The sequence below is a fragment of the Terriglobales bacterium genome, from assembly GCA_035561515.1.
Classification (GTDB): Bacteria; Acidobacteriota; Terriglobia; order Terriglobales; family Acidobacteriaceae; genus DATMXP01.
The window spans coordinates 1-24,181 of the sequence record DATMXP010000006.1 but is presented as its reverse complement, the minus strand read 5'-3'; the positions used below and the strand labels follow the sequence as shown (position 1 = coordinate 24,181).

The window sequence follows — 24,181 nt, the reverse complement described above, 5'->3', positions numbered from 1 at the left end:
GATGGATGGAGCGATCCTGGTGGTGGCAGCGACCGACGGTCCGATGCCGCAGACGCGTGAGCACGTGCTGCTGGCGCGCCAGGTGGGTGTGCCTTACATCGTGGTGGCGCTGAACAAGTGCGACGCCGTGGATGATCCGGAACTGCTGGACCTGGTGGAACTCGAAGTTCGCGAACTGCTGAAGTCGTATCAGTTCCCGGGTGACGACCTGCCGGTAGTTCGTCTTTCCGCCCTGGGCGCGTTGAACGGCGAAGAGAAGTGGGAGAAGCAGATCGACGAGTTGATGGAAGCGGTGGACAAGAACGTGCCGTTGCCGGCGCGTGACGTGGACAAGCCGTTCCTGATGCCGATCGAAGACATCTTCTCGATCTCGGGCCGTGGCACGGTGGTTACCGGCCGTATCGAGCGTGGCAAGGTGAAGGTGGGCGAGGAAGTCGAGATCGTGGGCTTCCGCGAGACCAGAAAGACCGTTGTCACGGGCGTGGAAATGTTCAAGAAGCAGCTGGACGAAGGCATGGCGGGCGACAACGCCGGCTTGCTGCTGCGCGGTATACCGAAGGAAGACGTGGAGCGCGGGATGGTGCTGGCGAAGACGGCCTCGATCACGCCGCACACGAAGTTCAGCGGGAAGGTGTACGTGTTGTCGAAAGAAGAAGGTGGACGTCATACGCCGTTCTTCAAGGGCTACCGTCCGCAGTTCTACTTCCGGACGACGGATGTGACGGGCGTGGCGGAGTTGCCGGCGGGCACGGAGATGGTGATGCCGGGCGACAACGTGGACCTGGTGATCGAGTTGATCACGCCGGTGGCGATGGAGAAGGGCTTGCGCTTTGCGATCCGCGAAGGCGGACGCACGGTGGGCGCAGGCACCATCAGCGACATCATTAAGTAGTGGAGAGCGGGGCTTCAGCCCCGCCTTCCAAACTGTACAGTTTAGGGGCTTTCGCCCCGGAGAGTTTTGGGAGTTTCGTAATGCCTCGTGAAATCATCACCATGCAGTGCACGGACTGCAAAAACAAGAATTACTCGACGACGAAGAACAAGAAGACTACGACCGAGCGTCTGGAGATGTCGAAGTTCTGCCGTAAGTGCCGCAAGCACACGTCGCACAAAGAGATTAAGTAAGACGTTTAGCGAGGTGTTTGGGCCTCGCTGGCGTCATCCTGAGCGTTTTTTGCGAAGGATCTAAGGATCAACAGGGGCGTAAGCTCAACGGTTAAACTGCCGGTCTCCAAAACCGGACTTGGGGGTTCGAATCCCTCCGCCCCTGCCAGGTTTTTCGGACAGGTAGTACAGGTCAAGAAGGGAAGTATTGCCGCAATGGCGAAGACAGCGACAATGGCAGCCGAAGACAGCGGATTTACTGGACAAGTTAAGTCGTGGCCGCAGCGGGTGAAGACGTTCTATAACGACGTGCGCACCGAAATGCGCAAGGTGACCACCCCTAGCCGCAAGGAAGTGCAGGCGACGACGATTGTGGTCATCATCACCGTCTTCATCTTCGGCGCATATTTCTGGCTGGTGGACACCGTGATCGGCCACACCCTCGACGTGATGTTGCGGCGCCTGACGGGCCACTAGAAACAACTGAAAGAAATTGATGCAGGAAGATCAAAACAAACACGAAGCCGAACAGGCGAATGGCGTGAATACGGTTCCAGCGGAAGCCGCGCCGGGAGTGCAAGCCGAGCCCGAGAACCCGAATATGAAGTGGTACATCATCCACACCTATTCGGGATTTGAGCGCAAGGTTCGCGAATCCCTTGAATCGCGCATCGCTGCGTTCGGGCTTCAAGGCAGAATCGGCAAGGTGCTCATCCCGACCGAACCGGTTACCGAAGTTCGCGGCGGCAAGAAGTACACCACCGAGCGCATGTTCTATCCCGGCTACGTGCTCGTGCAGATGGACATGGATGACCACGTGTGGCACGTGGTGAAGTCCACCCCGCGCGTTACCGGGTTCGTCGGCACAGGCCAGCAGCCAACCCCGCTTTCCCCGGAAGAAGTGAATCAGATCGTCTTCCGTGTCGCTGAAGGCAAGGAAAAGCCGCGCCTCAAGGTCAAGTACGAGAAGAACGAGTCGGTCCGCATCACGGAAGGCCCGTTCGCCAGCTTCACCGGCATCGTGGACGAAGTCAACGAAGATCGCGAAACGCTGAAGATCATGGTTACGATCTTCGGGCGTTCGACCCCGGTCGAACTCGGATTCGGCCAGGTCGAGAAGGTTATTACATAAATCGGGCAGTCGGAGCTCGCCGCAGAACTTAAGTTCGCGGAAAAAACAAGAGCCGGAGGCGTTAGCCGAAGGCTGAAATGAGACGAAGTACATGGCAAAGAAGGCAACAGGTTTCGTAAAGCTGCAGATTCCAGCGGGCAAGGCAACGCCCGCGCCTCCGGTTGGTCCCGCACTGGGCCAGGCGCAGGTCAACATCATGGAGTTCTGCAAGCAGTTCAACGCTCGCACCCAGCAGAAAGAGCTGGAAGGACTCATCATCCCCGTCGTGATCACGGTCTACAGCGACCGTACGTTCACGTTTGTCACCAAGACTCCTCCGGCATCCGTGCTGCTTAAGCGCGCGGCCAATATCGCCAAGGGTTCTGGTTCGCCGAACAAAGACAAAGTCGGCAAGGTGACCGAAAAGCAGGTCGCCGACATCGCCAAGCAGAAGATGCCCGATCTCAACGCTGCCTCCCTCGATGCCGCCATCAAGTCGGTGAAGGGCACGGCGCGCTCGATGGGAATCGAAGTAGTCGCGTAAAGTTCGCGGCCTCGTGCCGCATAGTCGCAAATACCACTGCCTCCGGAATAAAGGAATGCCGTGGGAGACAAGGAGTGAAATGCCTCGCAAAGCTGGAAAAAACGTAACCAAAGCGCGTCAGGCGGTCGAGCAGCGTGCATACACGCTGGCCGAAGCCGTGCCGCTTTTGCAGAAAGTAAAGTTCGCCAAGTTCGATGAGACCGTGGATCTCACCATGCGTCTCGGCGTGGACCCCAAGCACGCAGACCAGATGGTCCGCGGCACGGTCGTTCTTCCGCACGGACTCGGCAGGTCGAAGAAAGTGCTCGTGATCGCCTCGGGCGAAAAAGTCCGTGAAGCGGAAGCGGCAGGCGCTGATTTTGTCGGCGGCGAAGACATGGTCGAGAAGATCCAGAAAGAGAACAGGACCGACTTCGACGCCTTGATCGCCACTCCCGACATGATGAAGTCGGTCGGTCGTCTCGGTAAGGTGCTGGGTCCTCGTGGCCTCATGCCCAACCCGAAAACCGGCACCGTGACCATGGACATCGCCAAGGCGGTGCAGGAAGTAAAGGCCGGTAAGGTCGAGTTCCGTACCGACAAGGGCGCTCTGGTTCACGTTCCGGTGGGCAAGCTGTCGTTTACTTCCGACAAGCTGGTCGAAAACGCAACCACCGTTATCACCAGCGTGATCAAAGCGAAGCCATCTGCCGCGAAGGGCAAGTACCTGAAGGGCGTTTACCTGAGCTCGACCATGGGCCCGGGCATTGCGCTGGACACGACGGCCATTGAAGCGGCCTCCCGCGCCTAATTACGAGCGAAAAGGATCTGAGACATGGCAGTTACCAAAGCGAAAAAGATTGAGCAAGTACAAGCGCTGAGCGGCGAGATCAAGGAAGCCGGCGCAGCGATCCTGGCGACGTTCTCCGGCCTCAAGGCTGCGCAGACCGAAGAGTTGCGCAAGACCGTTCGCGGCGCGGGCGGCACCTACAAGGTCGTCAAGAACACCCTGGCCGAGCGCGCCTCCGAAGGCAGCAAGCTGGCTCCGGCACTGAAAGACCTGACCGGCGTCACTTCCGTGGCTTACACCACCGGCGACCCTGTCGCCCTGGCGAAAGCCCTCTCGAAATACGCCAAGGACAACCCGGAATTCACGTTCAAGGCCGGCATCGTCGAAGGCAAAGTGATCTCCATCAAGGAGATCGAAGCCCTCGCCACCATGCCGTCGAAGGATGAGCTCTACTCGAAGCTGCTCTTCCTGTTGAATGCTCCGGCGCAACGACTGGTGACGGTGATGAACGCCACCGGACGTGACCTCGCGGTCGTCGTAAACCAGGCCGTGAAGGAAAACAAGTTTGCCGGTGGAGCGGCTGCGGCAGCTCCGGCGGAAGCGGCTCCGGCCGCGCAGTAAGGGTTCTGGGGCGGCTCAGGCCGTCCCGTGAAGTTCGTTGTCAGTAGTCAGGTGTTGCGCTTTCGAAACCGCTTAGGTTGTCTGGCTTGGGCAGGTCGGCGGCGCACTGGAAACCTCGACGACAGATAACACCAACCGGCCGCAAGGCTGGCGCGTCGCAAGACGCAACAACTGATAACAAAAGGTGGAGAAGGAAATGGCGGATCTGCAGCAGTTAGAAGAACAGATTGTAGGCTTGTCGCTGCTCGAAGCGGCTGAGCTGGTGAAGAAACTTGAATCGCGCCTCGGCGTTTCGGCCGCGGCGGCTGCCCCGGTGATGGTTGCCGGCGGCGGTGGTGCGGCGGCAGCGGCGGCTCCGGCGGAAGAAAAGACCGAATTCACGGTCGTTCTGAAGGACGTGGGCGCCAATAAGATCAACGTCATCAAGGCAGTACGCGAAGTGACGAGCCTGGGCCTGAAGGAAGCGAAGGACCTGGTCGACGGCGCTCCCAAGACCGTGAAGGAAGGCGTGTCGAAGGAAGAAGCGGCGACGATCCAGAAGAAGTTTGCGGACGCTGGCGCGACGGTCGAAATCAAGTAGTTTTGGCGGCCCCTTGGGGCCGCTTTTCCGGTCATCCGGGGATGGTTGGAACCGGCTGACGGGAAAGGGATTTCGGCGTCAATTGTGAATCGGAGTACGGGAGTCGATCATCTATTTAGATAGTCGGCTCCCCGCCCCGGAAAACACAGGAGCTTTACGGCGGCGGTTCCACCCGGATTTGAAAGAATTCGGCAGGGGCCGGAGACAAGATCTACTCACGCTGACGCGGACAAACACAATTCATCGAGTTCAAGTGCCGATGATGGCGCCCACGGGGACACTCGTCTCTCTGGGCGCAAACGTCTTTTCACTACGCTGCGCAGAACTCCAGCGGTTCTGACGCGGGTTTTCATGTTTTGGCACGCATTGCGCGTGCGTTCCGGCCGTAGCTGGCGCGGTCTGGGACAAGGGACACCGGGTTAACGGGCGATCCGAGGATCCGATCCCAGCCTTCACACGCTGAAGGATGGGGCACCCCGCCCCGGGAAGTCAAGTTCAGGAGTCTTTGATGCCTAATTCGAAAAGCGCCATCCGTACTCGTTTCGATTTTTCCAAAATTCCGGCGACCATCCAGATTCCCAACCTCATCGAGGTGCAGAAGCGTTCTTACGACCGCTTCCTGCAAATGGATCGTCTGCCGAGTGAACGCGACGATGCCGGACTCCAGGCGGTTTTTCAATCGGTATTTCCTATTACCGATTTTCGTAACGTCTCGCAACTGGAGTTCGTCGATTACGCAATCGGCAACTGGGAATGCAAATGCGGCCACCTCAAAGGGCTGCACCACCTCCGTACCACCTGCCGCAATTGCGGTGCGACGGTCATCACCGACCCGTTCCACCCTGGCGAAGTGCTTTGCCACAAGTGCGGCACCTACAACGCGAACACCCCCGATTTCTGTAACAAGTGCGGTGACCCCGTCGGCCTGCAACTGAAGTACGACGTGGCCGAGTGCGAAGAGCGCGGCATGACCTATAGCGCTCCGCTCAAGGTCACCATGCGCTTGACCATCTTCGACAAGGATCCCGAAACCGGGAACCGCTCCATCCGCGACATCAAGGAGCAGGAAGTATTCTTCGGCGACGTTCCGCTGATGACCAACAACGGTACCTTCATCATCAACGGTACCGAGCGCGTGATCGTCAGCCAGTTGCACCGTTCGCCTGGCGTGTTCTTCGAGAAGGTGCCCGCGAACAACTACTTCCTCGGCAAGATCATTCCGTACCGCGGATCGTGGGTTGAGTTCGAATACGACCAGAAGAACGTTCTTTACGTTCGCATCGACCGTAAGCGCAAGTTCTTGGGAACCATCTTCCTGCGCGCCCTCGGTCTCCGCACCAACGAAGACATCCTTCGCAACTTCTACACCGTCGATCGCATTGCCCTGCGCGACAGCAAGCTCTTCTGGACGCTTGATCCGAATGCGGAAAAGGCCACCATGCTGCAGGGCATGAAGCTGACTCACCGCATCGTCAACAAGAGCGGCGAGGAAATTGCCCACGCCGGCCGCAAGGTCAGCCCGGCGATCCTGCGCGAAATTCACAAGGCCAAAGTCACGGACATCGAAGTTGACGCTGCCGATCTCGAAGGCGCATACGCCGCGTCCGACATCGTTGATACCAATACCGGCGAAGTGCTGGCGGAAGCCAACACCGAGCTCACCGCGGAAATGATCTCCCGCGCGATGGAAGCCGGAGTCGCCGAACTGCACGTGTTCTTCCCTGAGCGCGACGACGTGGGTGTGGTCATCAGCCAGACCTTGCGCCGTGATTCCGTCAAGACCCCGCAGGAAGCGCTGATCGAAATCTACCGCAAGCTGCGTCCCGGCGATCCGCCGACACTGGACACCGCCACCGCGTTGTTCCAGGGAATGTTCTTCGACCCGCGCAAGTACGACTTCTCTCGCGTGGGCCGCTTGAAGTTCAACATCAAGCTGTACGAAAAGCAGGACGCCACCAATCTCGACAGCCGCACGCTCGAGCCGGATGACTTTTACGCCACCATCCGCTACCTGCTGAAGCTGCGCAAGAACATCGGCAGCGTGGACGACATCGATCACCTCGGAAACCGCCGCGTTCGTGCGGTCGGCGAGTTGCTCGAGAACCAGTTCCGCATCGGCCTGGTCCGTATGGAACGCGCCATCAAGGAAAAGATGAGCGTGTACCAGGAAATGTCCACGGCCATGCCGCACGACCTGGTCAACGCCAAGCCGGTGATGGCCGCCATCCGCGAGTTCTTCGGTTCGTCCCAGCTCTCGCAGTTCATGGACCAGACGAACCCGCTGTCGGAAATCACCCACAAGCGCCGCCTGTCGGCTCTTGGGCCGGGCGGTCTGTCGCGTGAGCGCGCCGGATTCGAAGTCCGAGACGTTCACCCCACTCACTACGGTCGTATCTGCCCGATTGAGACGCCGGAAGGTCCGAACATCGGTCTTATCTCGTCCTTGAGCTGCTATGCGCGCATCAACGACTACGGCTTCATCGAATCGCCGTATCGTCGCGTGAAGGCCGGACGCGTTATCGACTACGTCACCGTCGTCAACGCCGGTGACAGCGAATACCACGTCGGCGATCACATCGAGAAGTCGGAAATCCTGAAGGCCAACGAAGACCTCCGCGGCCGCAAGAAGAAGGCGATCGAGTGGGAACCGTTCTCGTTCTACCTCTCGGCGTGGGAAGAAGACCGTCACGTCATCGCCCAGGCCAACGTGGAACTCGACGAGAAGCTCCGTATCGTCAACGAACTGGTGAACGCCCGCAAGGCCGGCAACTTCGTGCTGATCAGCCGTGATGAAGTCGATTACGTCGACGTCAGCCCGAAACAGCTCGTGTCCGTAGCCGCTTCTCTGGTTCCGTTCCTCGAGCACGACGACGCGAACCGCGCTCTCATGGGCGCGAACATGCAGCGCCAGTCGGTGCCGCTGCTTCGTGCGGACGCTCCGTACGTGGGCACCGGTATGGAAGGCGTTACCGCCCGTGACTCCGGCGCCGTGGTTCTGGCCCGCCGTAACGGCATCATCGATTCGGTCGACTCCGAACGAATCATCGTCCGTGTCGAAGGCGAGCATCACCCGACGCAGTTGTCGCGTGAAGTCGGCAGCGATATCTATCAGCTGACGAAGTTCAAGCGGTCGAACCAGAACACCTGTATCAACCAGCGCCCCATCGTCAAGAAGGGCCAGCGCGTGGTGAAGGGGCAGGTGATCGCTGACGGTCCTTGCACCGAAATGGGCGAACTGGCTCTCGGACGCAACGTGCTCGTGGCCTTCATGCCGTGGCGGGGTTACAACTTCGAAGACGCCATCCTCGTCAGCGAAAAGCTGGTGAAAGAGGACTACTACACCTCGGTTCACATCGAGGAGTTCGAGATCGAAGCCCGCGACACCAAGCTCGGTCCCGAAGAAGTCACGCGCGACATTCCGAACATCTCGGAAACCGCGCTGCGCGACCTCGATGAGAGCGGCGTCATTCGCATCGGCGCCAAGGTGAAGCAGGGCGACATCATCGTCGGCAAGGTAACGCCGAAGGGTGAAACCCAGCTCACGCCGGAAGAAAAGCTGCTCCGCGCCATCTTCGGTGAAAAGGCCGGCGATGTTCGCGACGCTTCACTCTACTGCCCGCCCGGAATCGAAGGCGTGGTGGTCGATGTGAAGATCTTCTCCCGTAAGGGTCAGGAGAAGGACGAGCGCGCCAAGGCCATCGAAGGCGAGCAGATCGCGAAGCTCGAGAAGAACCTGTCGGACGAAATTCGAATCCTCACCGACGAGCGCCTGAAGCGTTTGGAAGGCCTGCTCGGCGGCAAGGAAGTCACGGCCGACCTGCACGACGAGCGCACCAACAAGCGCTTGCTGGTGAAGGGCGCCATTCTCGATCGCGAAACCATCGAGCGGATTTCCACCCGCAACCTGAAGCGCATTAAGTTCAACGATAAGGACCCGCGCATCAACGAGCAGATCGACGAGATCGAAGAAATGACCTCGCGTCAGATCGACGTTCTCCGCAAGATCATGCGCGAGCGCGTTGAGAAGCTGCAGAAGGGCGACGAACTTCCTCCGGGCGTGATCAAGCTCGTGAAGGTCTACATCGCCATGAAGCGCAAACTGTCGGTCGGCGACAAGATGGCCGGACGCCACGGTAACAAGGGCGTGATCGCGCGCATCCTGCCGGAAGAAGACATGCCGTACATGGAAGACGGTACCGCGATGGAAATCGTGCTGAATCCGCTCGGCGTGCCTTCCCGTATGAACGTCGGTCAGATCCTTGAAACGCACCTCGGTTGGGCGGCGAAGGGAATCGGTCAGAAAGTGGCCGAGCTCCTCGACGGCAATACCCGTGCCGATGCGCTCCGCAAGGAACTGAAGAACCTGTTCAAGGATGTTGCGTTCGCTCCAGTCTTCGACGACCTCGACGAAGAGCAACTCACGCGAGTTGCCGAGAGCATCCAGGGCGGCGTGCACTTCGGTTCGCCCGTGTTCGACGGTGCGCGTGAAATGGAAATCAAGGCTCTGCTTGAGAAAGCCGGGCTGCCGACTTCCGGCAAGACGCAGCTCTTCGACGGCATGACCGGCGACAAGTTCGAACAGCCGGTGACCGTGGGCTACATCTACATGCTCAAACTGTCCCACTTGGTCGACGACAAGATTCACGCCCGTTCGATCGGACCGTACTCGCTCATCACGCAGCAGCCGCTGGGTGGCAAGGCGCAGTTCGGCGGACAGCGCTTCGGAGAAATGGAAGTCTGGGCGCTCGAAGCTTACGGTGCCGCGTACATCCTGCAGGAACTGCTCACGGCGAAATCCGACGACGTCTATGGCCGTACCAAGATTTACGAGGCCATCGTTAAGGGTGAAGCTGCCATTGAGCCGGGTGTGCCCGAGTCGTTCAACGTGCTGATCCGCGAATTGCAGTCGCTGTGTCTTGATGTCGAATTGATCAAGACCGGTGAACGCCGCTCGCCGCAGATGGTTGGAGCGGCGGCCGACTAGGTTTGGAAGTAATTAAAAGCGCACCGGGTTTCGCTCCGGTACCCGATGCGCAGCACGAATTCTTAGCCGAAATCTCCGGAGCCGTAAGCGGCAACGATAGGCCGCACGGAGGCAACTTTGTACCGTTCTAGCCCGTTTGACATGGCAAGCAACATCGCCGACTTCGATGCCATTCGCATCAGCCTCGCCTCTCCGGAAAAAATCCGGAGCTGGTCGCACGGCGAAGTCACGAAGCCGGAGACGATTAACTACCGCACGTTCAAACCGGAACGCGACGGCCTGTTCTGCGCCCGCATCTTTGGTCCGGTAACGGACTGGGAGTGCTTGTGCGGCAAGTACAAGCGCATGAAGCATCGCGGCGTAATCTGCGACAAGTGCGGCGTCGAAGTCACACTGTCGAAGGTTCGTCGTGAACGCCTCGGCCACATTGAACTCGCGTCGCCCTGTTCGCACGTGTGGTTCTTCAAGGGCCTGCCCAGCCGCATCGGCCATTTGCTCGATATCTCGCTGCGTGACCTCGAGTCCGTCCTCTACTTCGAAGCTTACGTCGTAGTGGATCCGGGTGACGCGCCGGTGAAAGAGCGCGAGGTTATCAAGGAAGAAGCGAAATTCCGCGAACTCGACCAGCAGTACCGCCCCGCCGGCTTCAAGGCCATGATGGGCGCGGAAGCCATCAAGGAACTGCTCAAGCGCGTCCAGGTGGACGAGCTCGCCGTCGAACTCCGCGAGAAGATGAAGAACGAAACCAGTCTTCAGAAGCGCGTGAAGTATGCAAAGCGCCTGAAGGTGGTGGAGGCCTTCCGCAAGTCCGGCAACAAGCCGAACTGGATGATCCTCGACGTGATCCCGGTCATTCCGCCGGAGTTGCGTCCTCTCGTTCCTCTCGATGGTGGCCGTTTCGCAACGTCTGACCTTAACGATCTCTATCGTCGCGTCATCAACCGCAACAACCGGTTGAAGAAGCTGATGGACCTCCACGCTCCCGAAGTCATCGTGCGCAACGAAAAGCGCATGCTGCAGGAAGCCGTGGACGCCCTCTTCGACAACGGACGCCGTGGCCGCGTTCTTCGCGGAGCCAATAACCGTCCGCTGAAGTCGCTCTCCGACACCCTCAAGGGTAAGCAGGGACGCTTCCGCCAGAACCTGCTCGGCAAGCGCGTGGACTATTCCGGACGTTCCGTGATCGTCGTCGGTCCGGAATTGAAGCTGCACCAGTGCGGTCTTCCCAAAAAGATGGCGCTCGAGCTCTTCAAGCCGTTCATCTACCACCGCCTCGAGCAGACCGGTCACTGCAGCACCATCAAGCAAGCCAAGGAAATGGTGGAGCAGCAGGAATCGATCGTTTGGGACATCCTCGAAGAGGTCATTAAAGATCACCCGGTTCTTCTGAACCGAGCTCCAACGCTTCACCGCCTCGGTATCCAGGCATTCGAACCGGTACTGGTGGAAGGCAAAGCCATCAAGATTCACCCGCTCGTCTGCACGGCGTTCAACGCCGACTTCGACGGCGACCAGATGGCCGTACACATTCCGCTTTCGCCGGAAGCGCAGGTTGAAGCCAGCGTGCTCATGCTCGCTTCGCACAACATCCTGTCGCCCGCCAGCGGACACCCGATCACCGTTCCCACGCAGGACATGGTTCTCGGTCTGTACTACCTGACCAAGGCCAAGCCGGGCGCGAAGGGTGAAGGCCGTGCGTTCGCCAATATCGACGAAGTGATGCTTGCTCTCGAAGCCGGCGAAGTGGAAACACTCTCGCCGATCCGCCTGCGTTACACCGGCGACGTCATGGACCTGACCCAGGCCTATGACGATCAGGACATCGTCCACGCGGAGCCGGTTCGCTTTGAGCGCCAGTTCATCAATACCACCGTGGGCCGCGCCATCCTGAACGATCACCTTGCCGAAGGCATGCCGTACATCAACGGCCTGCTGAAGAAGAAGGGCGTCGGCGCGCTGGTCAACTACGGGTACCTGCAGTTCGGTCTTGAAACCACCGTGCAGATGCTCGACGAGATTAAGCAGCTTGGCTTCCTCTACGCCACCAAGGCTGGCCTGTCGATCGGTATCGACGACATGGTCATCCCGCAGAGCAAGAAGAAGGTCGTCAGCGACGCCGAGAAGCAGGTCATCTCGGTCCAGCAGCAGTACCTTGACGGCGCCATCACCAACGGTGAGCGTTACAACAAGGTCATCGAAATCTGGTCGAACGTCACCGAGCGCGTGGCCGACGAAATGTTCGGTGCCATGGAGGAAGACGACAAGGTCGGATCCATGAACCCGATTTACGTCATGGCTGACTCCGGCGCTCGTGGTTCGAAGCAGCAGATTCGTCAGCTCTCCGGTATGCGTGGTCTTATGGCCAAGCCGTCCGGCGAAATCATCGAGACCCCCATCACGGCGAACTTCCGTGAAGGCCTCACCGTATTGCAGTACTTCATCTCAACGCACGGTGCGCGTAAGGGTCTGGCTGACACCGCTCTTAAGACCGCTGACTCCGGTTACCTCACCCGCCGTCTCGTCGATGTGGCGCAGGACGTCATCATCTCCGAGTACGACTGCGGTACCGTGGACGGCATTTACGTCGGCTCCATCGTGGAAGCCGGCGACATCATCGAGCACATGCGCGATCGCATCGTAGGCCGCGTCTCGCTGGAGAAGATCAAGGATTACGAAGGCAATGTAATCGTCGATACCAACCAGGAAGTCACCGAGGATCTGGCTATCCAGATCCAGGCCGCCGGCGTCGAGCGTGTGAAGATTCGCTCCGTGCTCACCTGCGAAGCCAAGCGTGGTGTTTGCGCCCTCTGCTACGGACGCAACCTCGCCTCCGGCCGCATGGTCGAACTCGGCGAAGCCACCGGCGTCATCGCCGCGCAGTCGATCGGCGAGCCCGGCACGCAGCTTACCATGCGTACCTTCCACATCGGTGGTACGGCATCGCGAGTCTCCGAGCAGTCGCGCCTCGATGCAAAGAATAACGGTATCGTTCGGTACCAGAACCTCCAGACCGTCCGCAGCAAGGCGGGCGACCTGGTCGTGATGAACCGCAACGGACAAGTCATCATCGTCGACGAGAAGGGTCGCGAAAAGGAACGCTACTCGGTCGTTTACGGCGCCAAGCTGAAGGTCGAAGACGGCACGCCGGTCACGCTGGGCCAGGTTCTGGTCGAGTGGGATCCGTACACGTTCGCCATCCTCACCGAAATCGGCGGCACCGTGGCGTTCAAGGACCTGCACGAAGGACTCACGCTCCACGAAGAAGTGGACGAAGTCACCGGTCTGTCGCGTCTGGTTGTCGGCGAATCGCCCGACGAGAAGCACCAGCCTGCCATCGTCATCAAGGGCACCACGAAGGCCGGCAACAAGCGTTATCTGTTGCCGTCGCGTGCGCACTTGATGGTGCAGGACGGAGACGAGGTCTTCCCCGGCGACGTGCTTGCGAAGATCCCGCGCGAAACCACCAAGACCAAGGACATCACCGGTGGTCTGCCGCGCGTGGTCGAACTGTTCGAAGCCCGCAAGCCGCATGAGCCCGCCGTTGTCACCGAAATCGATGGCAGCGTCCGGTTCGGCGAAGTCAGCAAGGGACAGCGTAAGGTTTACGTCACCGCCGATAACGGCACCGAGCGCGAATACCTTGTTCCGAAGGGCTCGCACATCAACGTGCAGGAAGGCGAGCGCGTGCGCGCCGGCGAGCCGTTGATGGATGGTCCGCTCAACCCGCACGACATTCTCGCCGTCCTCGGTGAGAAGGAACTGCAGGCTTACCTGGTCAACGAAATCCAGGAAGTCTACCGGTTGCAGGGCGTGAACATCAGCGATAAGCACATTGAAGTCATCGTGCGCCAGATGATGCGCTGGGTGAAGGTGGAAGACGTGGGCGACACCCAATTCCTCCTCGACCAGCAGGTAGACAAGTTCCGCTTCCGCGAGGAAAACGAACGCGTCATCGCGCAGGGAGGCCGTCCGGCAACGGGCCGTCCGCTCCTGCTCGGTATCACCAAGGCATCGCTCTCGACCGACTCCTTCATCTCCGCGGCATCGTTCCAGGAGACGACGCGCGTCCTCACCGAGGCCGCCATTCAGGGTGCGGTGGATCACCTCCGCGGCCTGAAGGAAAACGTCATCGTCGGACGCCTCATCCCGGCCGGAACCGGCATGGAGTACTACCGTGCCATCCGCCTCGCTCCCGAACTCGAGGAGCAGGCCAAGAACGTCCAGGAAGAGGTAACCCGCGAGTTCGAGGAAGCCGAACGCGCACTCGAAATGATGCGTCAGGAAGGCGAAGCCGAAGAAATGGCTGCCGAGTAAATCAACCTTTTGTTCCGGGGCGGACTCCTGTCCGCCCCTTTTTCTTTCCCTCCACCGTGGCACCAACCGTGCCAGTTCTTCTGAATCCGCCGCCTCGCCCCGACATCAAACCAGCATGTCTCTCCGCCCGGTAAAAGAAATCCTCCAGACCAAGCCCACCATCGAAGGCGCCGGCGTAAAACTCCAGCGCGCGTTCGGATTCGGCAAGACGAAGGACTTCGATCCCTTCCTCCTCCTCGACGATTTCCGCAACGAGCGGCCTGAAGACTATCTCGCCGGATTCCCGTGGCACCCGCATCGTGGCATCGAGACCATCACCTACGTCCTCGCCGGCTCCGTCGAGCATGGCGATAGCCTCGGCAACAAGGGCAAGATGACCGCCGGCGACGTGCAATGGATGACCGCCGGCAGCGGCATTCTGCACCAGGAAATGCCACGCGGCGACGGCAATGGCCGCATGCACGGATTCCAGCTCTGGGCCAACCTGCCCTCGTCGCTCAAGATGACCACCCCGCGCTACCAGGACATCCCGTCCAGCGCCATCCCCGAAGTCACCGAGGATGACGGAACGAAAGCCCGCATCATCTGTGGCGAGTTCTGGGGAAAGCGAGGACCGGTCGAAGGCGTCGCCGCCGATCCGGCTTACGTCGATATCTCCGTGCCGCCCGGAAAGCGCCGTCACATCAAGATCGACGTCACCCGTAACGCTTTCGCCTACGTCTTCGCCGGGTCCGGCACCTTCCGCGACGCCTCCGAGCCTCGCGCCGTGCTCACTGAGCATACCGCCCAGCCCGAAGCCGAGCCCACCTACGACGCCCGCAATCACTCTCTTGTTCTCTTCGATCGCGGAGACGAAATCGTCGTTCAGGCCGGACCGGACGGCATCCGCTTCCTCCTCGTCTCAGGCAAGCCGCTCGAGGAGCCGGTCGCGTGGTACGGCCCCATCGTCATGAACTACCAGGGCGAGATCAAGCAGGCCATGATCGAACTCCAGGAAGGCACGTTCATCAAGCACAAATAGCACGCTTGTCTTTAGCGGAAATTTTATGCAGGAGGGCTGACGTCACTCGGCCAAGATGGTCCACGATGCATCGATTTGGCCGTTCTTGCGCTGGTCCGTTTCGGCCGCCGGCAGCCATGCACGAACATACTGTGATGTGACATGGTCGGGGCTAACGGTTATGCGAAGGTGACCTGCGCTGCTGGATATCGACCCCGTCGCGTAATGATATGCGGCGGCCAGTGCGGGGCCGCTCGAAGTATTTCGGGCGCTCGGTTGAGGCACTTCCTGATAAATGACGCCATCGAGTTCCTGCTGCGCGTAGATGTGGTCGTGCCCATGGAAGACGGCGGTCACACGGTACCGCACCAGCAACTCGTGAATGGGCGTATCCCATGTCGGGCGTTTTCGCGAGAATGACCATGTACCGTCCAGGTCGCGTCCGCCCCATTCGAAGTACGGAGCGGCTTCAATGCCGCCACGCATCTGTCCGTCGAGTCCACCAATCAGGCTATGGACGAACACGAACTTGAATTTTGTCTGCGCTGACGCGAGCGTCTCGTGCAGCCATTGGTACTGAGCGTCGCCGAGTGTGTAATTCCACCCTTCGTTGGACTTCGTCAACGTGTTCCAGTAGGGGTCCAGGACGATGAAAAGCGCGTCTCCCCAAATCCAGGAGTACCAGGATGCGCGTTTACCGACATACGGCTCTTCTGAAAGATCGCCGCTATAGAACGTATCCGGCACTGGATTCGCAAAGAATGTCTTTCGCGCACGGGATGCCCACACAGTCAGGTTTTCTGGGCTGCCATCGGCGAGGAACCCCATTTCACCCTCATGATTTCCATTTACGAGAAACAATGGAGCCGAATGGCTGAAAATTCCAAAGTTCCCGCGTTCGTAGATGTAGCGGGAATCGACAGTGCTTTGGTCCAAGGGTGGTTGAAGCACCGCCGTTAATGGACTGCAGTGCTTTTCGCACATGAAGGTGTCGCCCAGGTCGATATGGAAGTCAGGAACATCGGCGAGGACGTTCGCCAGCGTACGACGGTACAGGTCAAGATCAGAGTTCTCGTCGAGGTGAGAATCCGCCTGGACAGTGAACGTAAAAGTTTCATTCGAATGCCGGGCGGTGTGGAACGTGTATAGGGGAGACGGAAGATAACTGCTCGCGCCCGTGGACTGTAAATACACGCGATAAAAGTACTTTGTCCCGGAAGACAGTTGGTCAAGAGCGATCTCCAGCGGTTTGCCGGCACCGAGAGCGGCAGCAGGGGTCTGCTTCGACAGAGCTGCCGAGTCGGTTCCGTAAGCTATGTAAACCGAGCCGGCCTGGTCAGAAGCAAGAAGGTTCGCCTTCACGCTGGTGTTGGTCGGAGATCCGAGAAGCACCGTACCGGCGAATGCAGCGGGCGCCGTAGTTTCGACGATTGTACTGACTCTGTTTGGCGATGAAGAGCCGCCGCCACATGAGACAAGATTACATGCCCCGAGTAGGACCGCCGTCAGCATGCCGAAGTCGACCGTTCGCATAAGATCTGCCCCATCAATTGAACTTGAACAGTGGATCAGTGATGAGGTCGCTCGTGTAGTTCGCGAGGTCCGCAGATGAACTTGGGATCTCCGATGCATACAGGTAGCTGGTACTTCGGGTGGAGTAGTCCACGGTAGTTCCATCCGAGTACGTGACCGTCATGTACTTCTTGCGGAGTGCGGCGAGTGCTGTCTTCTGCGCGTAGTTGATATAAGAGCCACCCACGTTCTGGTACAACTCATAAAAGGTGGTCGCGTAATAGTAGTTGTTCTCACCGTCGAGTTCGCCATACAGGGCGGAATACTGGTCCACAGTGGCCTTTACCTGCGACAGCGCGGCGGACGACGGCGCCGTCGAAGAAATAAGGCTGCGGAGAGCTTCGGAGATTTTCGTTCGAGCCAGAACAATGTTTGCAGCGGAATTTCCGTAGAGGTTCTCTTTCTGTATCGCAGTGAGCGCGTTCATCTTCGCAGCGCCATCGGCTGAGATGTAACCCTGGGTGCTGTCAGTCAGCGCCCTGCCGACGGTGGCCGTCGTCTGTTCGTCGATGCTGTAATCGGCATGCCCCACTGCGGGTGCGTCCTTTATATAGAACGAGCCGAAGTAAGTGCCGTGGCGCTCGGGACAGAAATAAACGTCGGCAGTTACCGAACCCGCGTACCACGCGTAGAGATCGCCGGCGTAGGTCATGAGGGCGACGACTTCATCATGTGACAGCCCGGACGTCTTCGACCTCACATCATCTTCTGCCTTTACTGGCCACGAGTTAAAACCCTTGCCCACCATCTGCGCGATGTAGCCCTTCTGTGTTGCTGTCAACGAGCGATAAACATCCGCATAAACGACGGCCCGTTCGTAGCTCAACTGCCCGTCGAGGAGGTACAGGTCTCGCGAAGCGGCCTTGATCGCGTCAACGCTCAGGCCTGTCGAGCCGGTCGGAATAGTGCCATCCATCAGACGACGGAAGGCTTTCATCAGCGGATAGCGTTTCCAGGCGTAAAGGTTGATGTTGTTCACCTGGCCGGCGGCGAGGGTCTTAAGCGCTGAGATCTGCGTGTCGTTCAGGATGTAAAGCATGTTGCAAGCGACGCGGGTAAGAAAGCTGGTGTTATGGCCCATGTTGTCGGCGTCGTTGTCGCGGAGGTATTGGAAGCCCCAGTAGTCAGCGACCTTGCCCGGCGGGAAGAAAGACTGCGCGCCCAGATTGCCGGTCATCATGCCGAACCCGGAGAAAGCGATGGTGCTGCTTTGGGCGCCATCGGAAACCGCCTGCTCGATGTTGTACTGCGGCGATTTCGCAGCAGTGATCGGAATCGTGACGCTTGCGGTCGATGTGCCGGAACTGGTGGTCACCTTGGCCGTTAGGACCATGGTCCCGGAGATTCCCGCGGTGAAAGCAACGTTGTCGGAATTGGCGCCCACCATGATGGTGGCGTTGGATGCGGTCCAGGAGTAGGTCGCTCCGGCTTGACTGGTGACCGACGCCGAATAGCCAGCCTGGCCGGACACCACCGTCGACGGGGCGGAAATGGTAGACGCATTGAGTGTGGTGTTTGTGCTCGCAGTCGTGACGTTTGTGCCGAGACTGGAGCCGCCACCGCACGCGGCAAGAAATAAAACTACAAAGACGCTGAGCGAAAGGATTGCCAGACTGCTGAAGGTCATTCTGTCTTGCATGACGTTCTCGCTTCAAGCCTGCAGATTGTGTTCTCACCGTGCAGACGGAATTCAGCTAATCGGGTTCCGTACAGCGTCAGAAAATCAGATCTGAATTCCCAAAATGGAACGGGGCGGTGAATGACACGAAAAACCTTTGCACCATGCGGAGGACCTTGTGTGCATGTAACAGGCTTTTCTCTTTCGATGTTGCACAGATGGAAATCCGATATTTCCACGGCCCCTCTTCAACGTAAGATCCAGCCGGAACCTTCAACTCATCCCTGCATTCTCCCGTCTGTCGCAACTTTTCCTGTTTCTGCCGTGTAAAGATCGTGAGTACCTCATGATTAGATATTGCATTTCCAGCGCGATCTTTCTTTTAGCGCTCGCCCTTCTCGCAGGTTGCGGAGGCAGCGCAACGCAACCCGGCCCGCCGCCCACCACCACCGTCAACTTCGCGACCCCGGGCCAGACGGTTACCAAGGCGCGCTCCAATGGAACGAATGTCGTATTGCTTCAGGAACGGCTTACGTCAATTTTCGAAGACGGTCCACAGCGCACGCTGGCGATCTTGCAAGGCGACGCCCGAACCGTCCTCTCCTACACCCCGCCTTCTGGGTGGTCCCTGGTCGATTTTGCGCTTCATCCCTCCGGCGACATCTCGGCCATCCTCACCACCGCCACGGGCGTCCGCATCGTTCGCCTCAATCCCAATGGATCAACGAAAAGCGATCAGGCCTTCCTCGATCCCTCTTCTCCCACCGACCCATACTTCGACTATGAGGGTGGCATTAAAGACGACAACTCTCTTCAGCCTGCCCTGATGCATGACGCCGCGCGTCTCGCTCCGCTGGCAGAAAGCTTGGCCGTCGTTCTGCGCACCGGACGTAACGCCATCGTTGCTTATCGCCTTGATCCTGATTCGACCGGCGTATACCGCCATTCTTGGCGAACCCTTGTTGAGCCCGGCACTTCCATCTTTGGATTGGGCCTTACCAGCGGTACCTTCGACGTCTTCGGCCAACTCCAGAATCATCTCCGCATTTATGTCGATGTCGATTCCGCCGCAACACTCGCCATTGCCGTCGTGAATTCACCCGAGCGTAACTTCACTTTCCGTGGACACACCGACTATTTCGGCGAGCCAATCACAGCCTCAGCCGGTGTTTTGCTCACACGTCTGGCGTCCGGCGACGGGCGCCGTCTTGGCAGCACCGTGATTGAAACTGTTGACCGGGCCGAGTTGCATGGTCTCCGCGCAACTCCTGGCGGTTTCGTGTTGGTAGGCCGCGTCCTTTCGGAAGTTCGATCGGACGGAAGCGGCTGGAATGCGTTCACTGCTTTAGTTGCGTCCGACGGCACGCCCGGGCCATACAACATCATCGACGTCGATCGCGGCGACGTACTCTTCGACGTGGCAGCCCTATCCAGCAACCGGTATCTCGCGCTGGGCACCACCGGATACACGCAGAATCCAAGCGGTGCCAGCATTTCCGAAGTTGCGCAGCCATTACTCGTGCTGCTTAACAGCGACGGCTCGTTAAACCGGAATCTGGGTTTCACCAGTGGTCCGCGCCACAATCAGTTGACCACCGTCACTCAGCAGAACGGAAGATGGCTTCTCGGCGGAATGACCAATGGTCCGGGCACGCATTCCGGCGACTCCGACCGCGCGCTCATTGTCGCCGACGGATTTCTGCGTGAAGTGTCCAATCTCCCCACCAACTGAATTGGAGGGCGTTGCGTAGGGCGGACACTCCTGTCCGCCGCCTTCGCTTTTGATGTGTGGAGGCGGACCGCTCTCGGTGGGAATCGGATCGTTACTTCGTCGGTAACGTCTACCGCTCATTACAGCCCACTTCTATTCCCATTTTGGAACGGATTCCTGTTCCATTTTCGTAACAGACGGCTCACTTTGGCGTGATAGACGACAAAGCTAACTAGGCTGTTGCATGTAGTCAGGCAACCCAACCACGATTAAGTAGTCCGGCAATCCACCATCTGCTTCGGGAGGCACATTGCACGAATGCTTCGGGTCTGTCTCGTTGCAGTAAACTCGCTCGTTCTGCGCATCGATAAGGAACCCAACTCACAGCACGAGTGAGCCGCGTGTAGTCCTCCTGGCAGGATCTGTCGGCTGAGACAAAGGAGGAGCTATGCCGAGAAGAACGGCGCTCGAAATTGTACAACCAAGGGCCTTCATCTTCTTCCTGCTGGCGATTGCAGTTCTGTTGGGAATTGTTACGTCAGCCAATGCACAACTGAAAACAGTGACGGCATTCAGGAGCACGATTGAAATGGAACGCCCGGCTTTTCGTGCGAGCCAGGCCATTACGGTCCGTTTCCATCTGACTAACACTTCGGGCGCTGCTCTAAATGTCTTGAAGTGGCAAACTCCGCTCGAAGAGTTCACCGCACCCATATTCCAGGTACATAAGGACGGCGTGCTGGTGCCTTACATTGGCAAGCTGGTAAAACGTGGTGCACCGACCGCTGACGACTACGTGTCCATTGCTCCAGGCCAAACCGTCTCCTCCACGATCGATCTCGCGGAAGGTTACGCTATTGCCGATTCGGGCCAGTACACGGTGGAGTTCAGTTCGGCCCTTCTCGATTTTGGAGACGCCGCCCCTTCGGCCTTGGCAGCAAGGAAGTCCCTGATACCCCAGCTAATTCGATCCAACAATGTGCCCTTTCAAGTCCTTGAAGCCCGGAAACTTCCACCGACGCTTCCCCCTGGTGAAGGTACTGCGGCCAAGCAGCCTGCCTTCCAGAGCTGCTCTCAGACTCAGCAGCCCGTCTTGAGTCAGGCCTTGCAGGATGCCGATACGCTAACGATTGGCGCAAGCCTCGTCCTGCATGCGCAGCAATCGAATAATGCCCAGTGTCCCCGGTACAAAACCTGGTTCGGCACCTACGACGCCACTCGCTGGACCACGGTGACAAACCACTTCGACAAACTGCACGATGCGCTTGCCAACAAGACCGTCACTTTCCACTGCGACTGCAACCAGGGATGGTATGCCTATGTCTATCCGAATCAGCCATATCACGTCTGGGTGTGCAATGCCTTCTGGAGTGCCCCGGCAAATGGAACGGACAGCAAAGCTGGCACCATTGTTCACGAGACGAGCCATTTCAACGTGGTAGCGCAAACGCAGGACCACGTTTACGGGCAGTATGGCTGCAAGAACCTGGCCACCAACGATCCCGCGAAGGCAATTCAGAATGCTGACAGTCACGAGTACTTTGGCGAGAATACTCCGTCACAGAAATGCGGGGTGGAGCAAGTGCCGATGTCGCTTTTGATCATCGCAGTTGCCGCCATTGGGGACAGAGTACGTCGAAGGAAGCTCTCGAAGCGGGCTGAGCGGCGTTGAGTACGTCGCGGCACTTCGGAAGCATCAAAATAGCAGCCACTGCCGGTAGTAAGGGGTCGTGTATGCGAAGGATAGTGACTTTTATGTTGGCCATGCTGCTCTTGTCAGCGTGTTCTGCTCGTCGCGAGGCGATAGCTGCTCCCGCGACAGAGCCGAACCTGACTTACCTGCTCACCGCTCGACAAAGCTATGCAGCCGGTGAGCCGGTACTTTTGAAGTTCGAGTTGCACAATCTGGGCGATGCAACCGTTTACGTGCTGAAGTGGTATACCCCGCTCGAAGGCATCTGGGGAAACATCTTCCGCCTGACCCGTGACGGTGAAGAAATTCCCTACAGTGGGCCCATGGTGAAGCGCGGCGACCCTCAGTCATCCGATTACATCGAGGTTGCTGGACATGGTACGGTTTCAGGAGAGGTGGATCTCGCCAGAACCTACGACCTTTCCAAGCCTGGTACCTATCGTGTTGAGTTCAGCGGTGACTTGCCTGATGTTGTTTCGCGTCAAGACCTTGTGCCTCAGCCGCGAGACAAGCATCAGGCCAGGAAAATACCGGGGAATAAAGTGTCTTTCGAGATCACGCAACGGTAGCAGTCAGACGTTGCACATTTTGTCGTATCGTGAATTTGTCGAGAGGAAATGCGTGGCTCCGCAAGATTGGCTACGACCCCATCATCGTACGTGGGGCCATTGCCGGCACCTTGGCCCTCTGCTATTACCAGTTGGATTGGCGGTGGTTGCGCCTTGTGCTTCGATTCTGCACTGCGACCTTCCTCTCCTGGTTGGGTCACGAGGTCCGTCCGGTACCTAGCCTGCAGGATATTGTCTTGCTGGTTGATCGCGTGGCTTTCTCGTTTTCGCCGAACTGCACCTACGCAGTCCTGATTCTTCTTGTAAGCCCTTTTGTTTGGCGGCTGCATCTGCGCTGGACGCAGAACGTCATGCGCGTGGCTGTACTTGCGATCATGATTGAGGGGCTGAATGTGGTGCGAGTTGCGCTTTCAATTCATCTGGCTCGGCAGGGTGTTTCCTGGAACCTCGTTCACGATGTGCCGCACACAGTACTGCACTACGCTGTTTTGGCGACGGCGATCTTCTTCGCGATACGGGCTGACCACAAGCACAGGGCAGAATGTCCGGATCTGTCGGATGAATCAGATCGACTCATCCATGCTGAAAACCGTTAAAGTCCGGTTTCAGGCGATCCGATTGTAGTTTGTGTGGGGCGGAGACTGATATTCCTGTTTGGCTCCGAAGCTCCGGCCTCGTGGCCGTGGCCATTGCGGTGGGCAATATCCCTGGCCGCCCTCGCCGTCTATTGGCTTCTGATCTACTGGATCTACTCAGCAAAACCGCGCTGGTCGGTTCCCAAACGCTCCACTCGTTCACGCAACCACAACTGAAGTGCCCCCGGCGTTCACGTGCAGCGCTAACGCGTCGCCATCCCCGGCGTTAGTTGTGTATCATTCCATCGTGCTGGAGAGCCTTGCTTTGTCTAATTCCAAGACTCTGGGAGGATCGCATGAAGCGCTTTTTACTGGCAGCATTCTTTCTTGGATTATCCCTGGGGCTGATGTTTGCCCGACTCGCCCCAAACTCCTCTACCGTCAGTGCAGCTGAGGCAATCGAGTACAAAGTTGTAACGGCGTACGACAGCAATTTGGAAAACGAGTTAAATCAGTATGGTAAGAACGGCTGGGAGCTGATTACAGCTTCAAGACCGCGGGACCACGAAACTCAGCTTATCTTTAGAAAACGCTGAACAAAAAGGACCCCGGCGGACCTGCGCTCCTTTCGTCCAGTAACCCACAATTAACGTGCCCTAGCGTCCGCGCAGCGTTAACCTGGTACTGCCGACAGCGTTGAGCCTGTGTCCACTTTCCCGTTTTGGTCCAACAGCGTCTTCTCTTCGGAACTTCCGATCATCTTTCAACAACTACCGCCAGGGGTATGTATCATTCCATCGTGCTGGAGAGCGTTACTCTGTCTATTCCGGACTTTGGGAGGACTGCATGAAGCGTTTTGTATTGGCAGCATTCTTTCTTGGATTATTCCTTGGGCTGATGTTTGCCCGACTCGCCGCAAACACAGGCACTGTCAGTGCAGCTGGAGTAATTGAATACAAAGTGGTTTTGGCAGACGACTTCAATCCTGGTTTCGAAAACCATTTGAATCAGTACGGCAAGGACGGTTGGGAACTGATTACGATTACACAACCGCAAAGCCGTCAACACTTGCTTATCTTTAGAAAGCGTTGAACGAAAATGGTAGTGGCGGCGGGTATGCACTCATAGGCGCACGTTCCGGAAACTGACAAAATTTGTTGTCAAGGGGGTCCACGCCCCCAATTTCCCGTAAGTTCCTGATTTAACAGCAAATATAAATCTCAGAATGTCGGCATGATGCCCCCGCCCAAATTGCTATTCTGAAAATGTAGGTGATGAAGGCGTGTGTGGGGCGGACACTCCTGTCCGCCGCAGTTGCTTTTGCACTGCGGTGAAGATGCCAGTTCCGTCTCAGGACTTTCGTTGTCGGAGAACACAATCTTGTGCCTCGCAGCTAAGTCCTTTGTTATCAAATTG

Annotated in this window: 19 protein-coding genes and 1 tRNA gene; 18 read left to right on the top strand and 2 right to left on the bottom strand. The window is 58.1% G+C overall.

Going from position 1 to position 24,181, the window contains the following annotated elements:
- The 12 genes from tuf to VN577_01205 all read left to right on the top strand — a co-directional run.
- Positions 1 to 892 (top strand): elongation factor Tu (gene tuf, locus VN577_01260; GenBank protein HWR13426.1); only part of this gene is annotated, 892 nt, incomplete at its 5' end.
- Positions 893 to 972: 80 nt separating this feature from the next.
- Entirely contained in the window at positions 973 to 1,125 is a 153-nt protein-coding gene (rpmG, locus tag VN577_01255) for a 50S ribosomal protein L33 (GenBank protein HWR13425.1), read from the top strand.
- A 72-nt stretch (positions 1,126 to 1,197) separates the two neighbouring features.
- Positions 1,198 to 1,273 (top strand) — tRNA-Trp (locus VN577_01250).
- A 47-nt stretch (positions 1,274 to 1,320) separates the two neighbouring features.
- Entirely contained in the window at positions 1,321 to 1,581 is a 261-nt protein-coding gene (gene secE / locus VN577_01245) for a preprotein translocase subunit SecE (GenBank protein HWR13424.1), read from the top strand.
- A gap of 19 nt (positions 1,582 to 1,600) precedes the next feature.
- Entirely contained in the window at positions 1,601 to 2,236 is a 636-nt protein-coding gene (nusG, locus tag VN577_01240) for a transcription termination/antitermination protein NusG (protein HWR13423.1), read from the top strand.
- Positions 2,237 to 2,327: 91 nt separating this feature from the next.
- Complete coding sequence (gene rplK, locus VN577_01235; GenBank protein HWR13422.1) at positions 2,328 to 2,759, top strand: 50S ribosomal protein L11; 432 nt, start codon at positions 2,328 to 2,330, stop codon at positions 2,757 to 2,759.
- A gap of 79 nt (positions 2,760 to 2,838) precedes the next feature.
- Positions 2,839 to 3,549 carry a 50S ribosomal protein L1 gene (rplA, locus tag VN577_01230; GenBank protein HWR13421.1) on the top strand — a complete coding sequence of 237 codons (711 nt, stop codon included), beginning with the start codon at positions 2,839 to 2,841 and terminating at the stop codon, positions 3,547 to 3,549.
- Positions 3,550 to 3,573: 24 nt separating this feature from the next.
- Positions 3,574 to 4,149, top strand: coding sequence for a 50S ribosomal protein L10 (gene rplJ, locus VN577_01225; GenBank protein ID HWR13420.1), 576 nt, complete (start codon positions 3,574 to 3,576; stop codon positions 4,147 to 4,149).
- 196 nt (positions 4,150 to 4,345) lie between these two features.
- Complete coding sequence (rplL, locus tag VN577_01220; protein HWR13419.1) at positions 4,346 to 4,729, top strand: 50S ribosomal protein L7/L12; 384 nt, start codon at positions 4,346 to 4,348, stop codon at positions 4,727 to 4,729.
- A 508-nt stretch (positions 4,730 to 5,237) separates the two neighbouring features.
- Entirely contained in the window at positions 5,238 to 9,713 is a 4,476-nt protein-coding gene (rpoB, locus tag VN577_01215; protein HWR13418.1) for a DNA-directed RNA polymerase subunit beta, read from the top strand.
- A gap of 117 nt (positions 9,714 to 9,830) precedes the next feature.
- A complete protein-coding gene (rpoC, locus tag VN577_01210; protein HWR13417.1) occupies positions 9,831 to 14,027 on the top strand; it encodes a DNA-directed RNA polymerase subunit beta' in 4,197 nt (1,398 codons plus the stop codon).
- Positions 14,028 to 14,142: 115 nt separating this feature from the next.
- Positions 14,143 to 15,048, top strand: a complete 906-nt coding sequence (locus VN577_01205; protein ID HWR13416.1) for a pirin family protein — start codon at positions 14,143 to 14,145, stop codon at positions 15,046 to 15,048.
- Between the two features lie 42 nt (positions 15,049 to 15,090).
- Here VN577_01205 and VN577_01200 read toward each other — a convergent pair whose 3' ends face one another.
- Both VN577_01200 and VN577_01195 read right to left on the bottom strand, forming a co-directional pair.
- Positions 15,091 to 16,560, bottom strand: a complete 1,470-nt coding sequence (locus tag VN577_01200; GenBank protein HWR13415.1) for a metallophosphoesterase — start codon at positions 16,558 to 16,560, stop codon at positions 15,091 to 15,093.
- Between the two features lie 13 nt (positions 16,561 to 16,573).
- Positions 16,574 to 18,238: a hypothetical protein gene (locus tag VN577_01195; protein ID HWR13414.1), complete on the bottom strand. Its 1,665-nt coding sequence runs from the start codon at positions 18,236 to 18,238 to the stop codon at positions 16,574 to 16,576.
- A 325-nt stretch (positions 18,239 to 18,563) separates the two neighbouring features.
- On the opposite strand from VN577_01195, the gene VN577_01190 reads away from it, so the two are divergent.
- The 6 genes from VN577_01190 (at position 18,564) to VN577_01165 (ending at position 23,857) form a co-directional block, all read left to right on the top strand.
- Positions 18,564 to 19,949, top strand: coding sequence for a hypothetical protein (locus VN577_01190; GenBank protein ID HWR13413.1), 1,386 nt, complete (start codon positions 18,564 to 18,566; stop codon positions 19,947 to 19,949).
- 427 nt (positions 19,950 to 20,376) lie between these two features.
- A complete protein-coding gene (locus VN577_01185; protein ID HWR13412.1) occupies positions 20,377 to 21,600 on the top strand; it encodes a M35 family metallo-endopeptidase in 1,224 nt (407 codons plus the stop codon).
- Between the two features lie 62 nt (positions 21,601 to 21,662).
- Positions 21,663 to 22,190, top strand: coding sequence for a hypothetical protein (locus VN577_01180; GenBank protein HWR13411.1), 528 nt, complete (start codon positions 21,663 to 21,665; stop codon positions 22,188 to 22,190).
- Between the two features lie 35 nt (positions 22,191 to 22,225).
- Positions 22,226 to 22,786, top strand: a complete 561-nt coding sequence (locus tag VN577_01175; protein HWR13410.1) for a hypothetical protein — start codon at positions 22,226 to 22,228, stop codon at positions 22,784 to 22,786.
- A gap of 335 nt (positions 22,787 to 23,121) precedes the next feature.
- Positions 23,122 to 23,361, top strand: coding sequence for a hypothetical protein (locus tag VN577_01170; GenBank protein ID HWR13409.1), 240 nt, complete (start codon positions 23,122 to 23,124; stop codon positions 23,359 to 23,361).
- A 250-nt stretch (positions 23,362 to 23,611) separates the two neighbouring features.
- Complete coding sequence (locus VN577_01165) at positions 23,612 to 23,857, top strand: DUF4177 domain-containing protein (protein ID HWR13408.1); 246 nt, start codon at positions 23,612 to 23,614, stop codon at positions 23,855 to 23,857.
- The last annotated feature ends 324 nt before the right edge of the window (positions 23,858 to 24,181 follow it).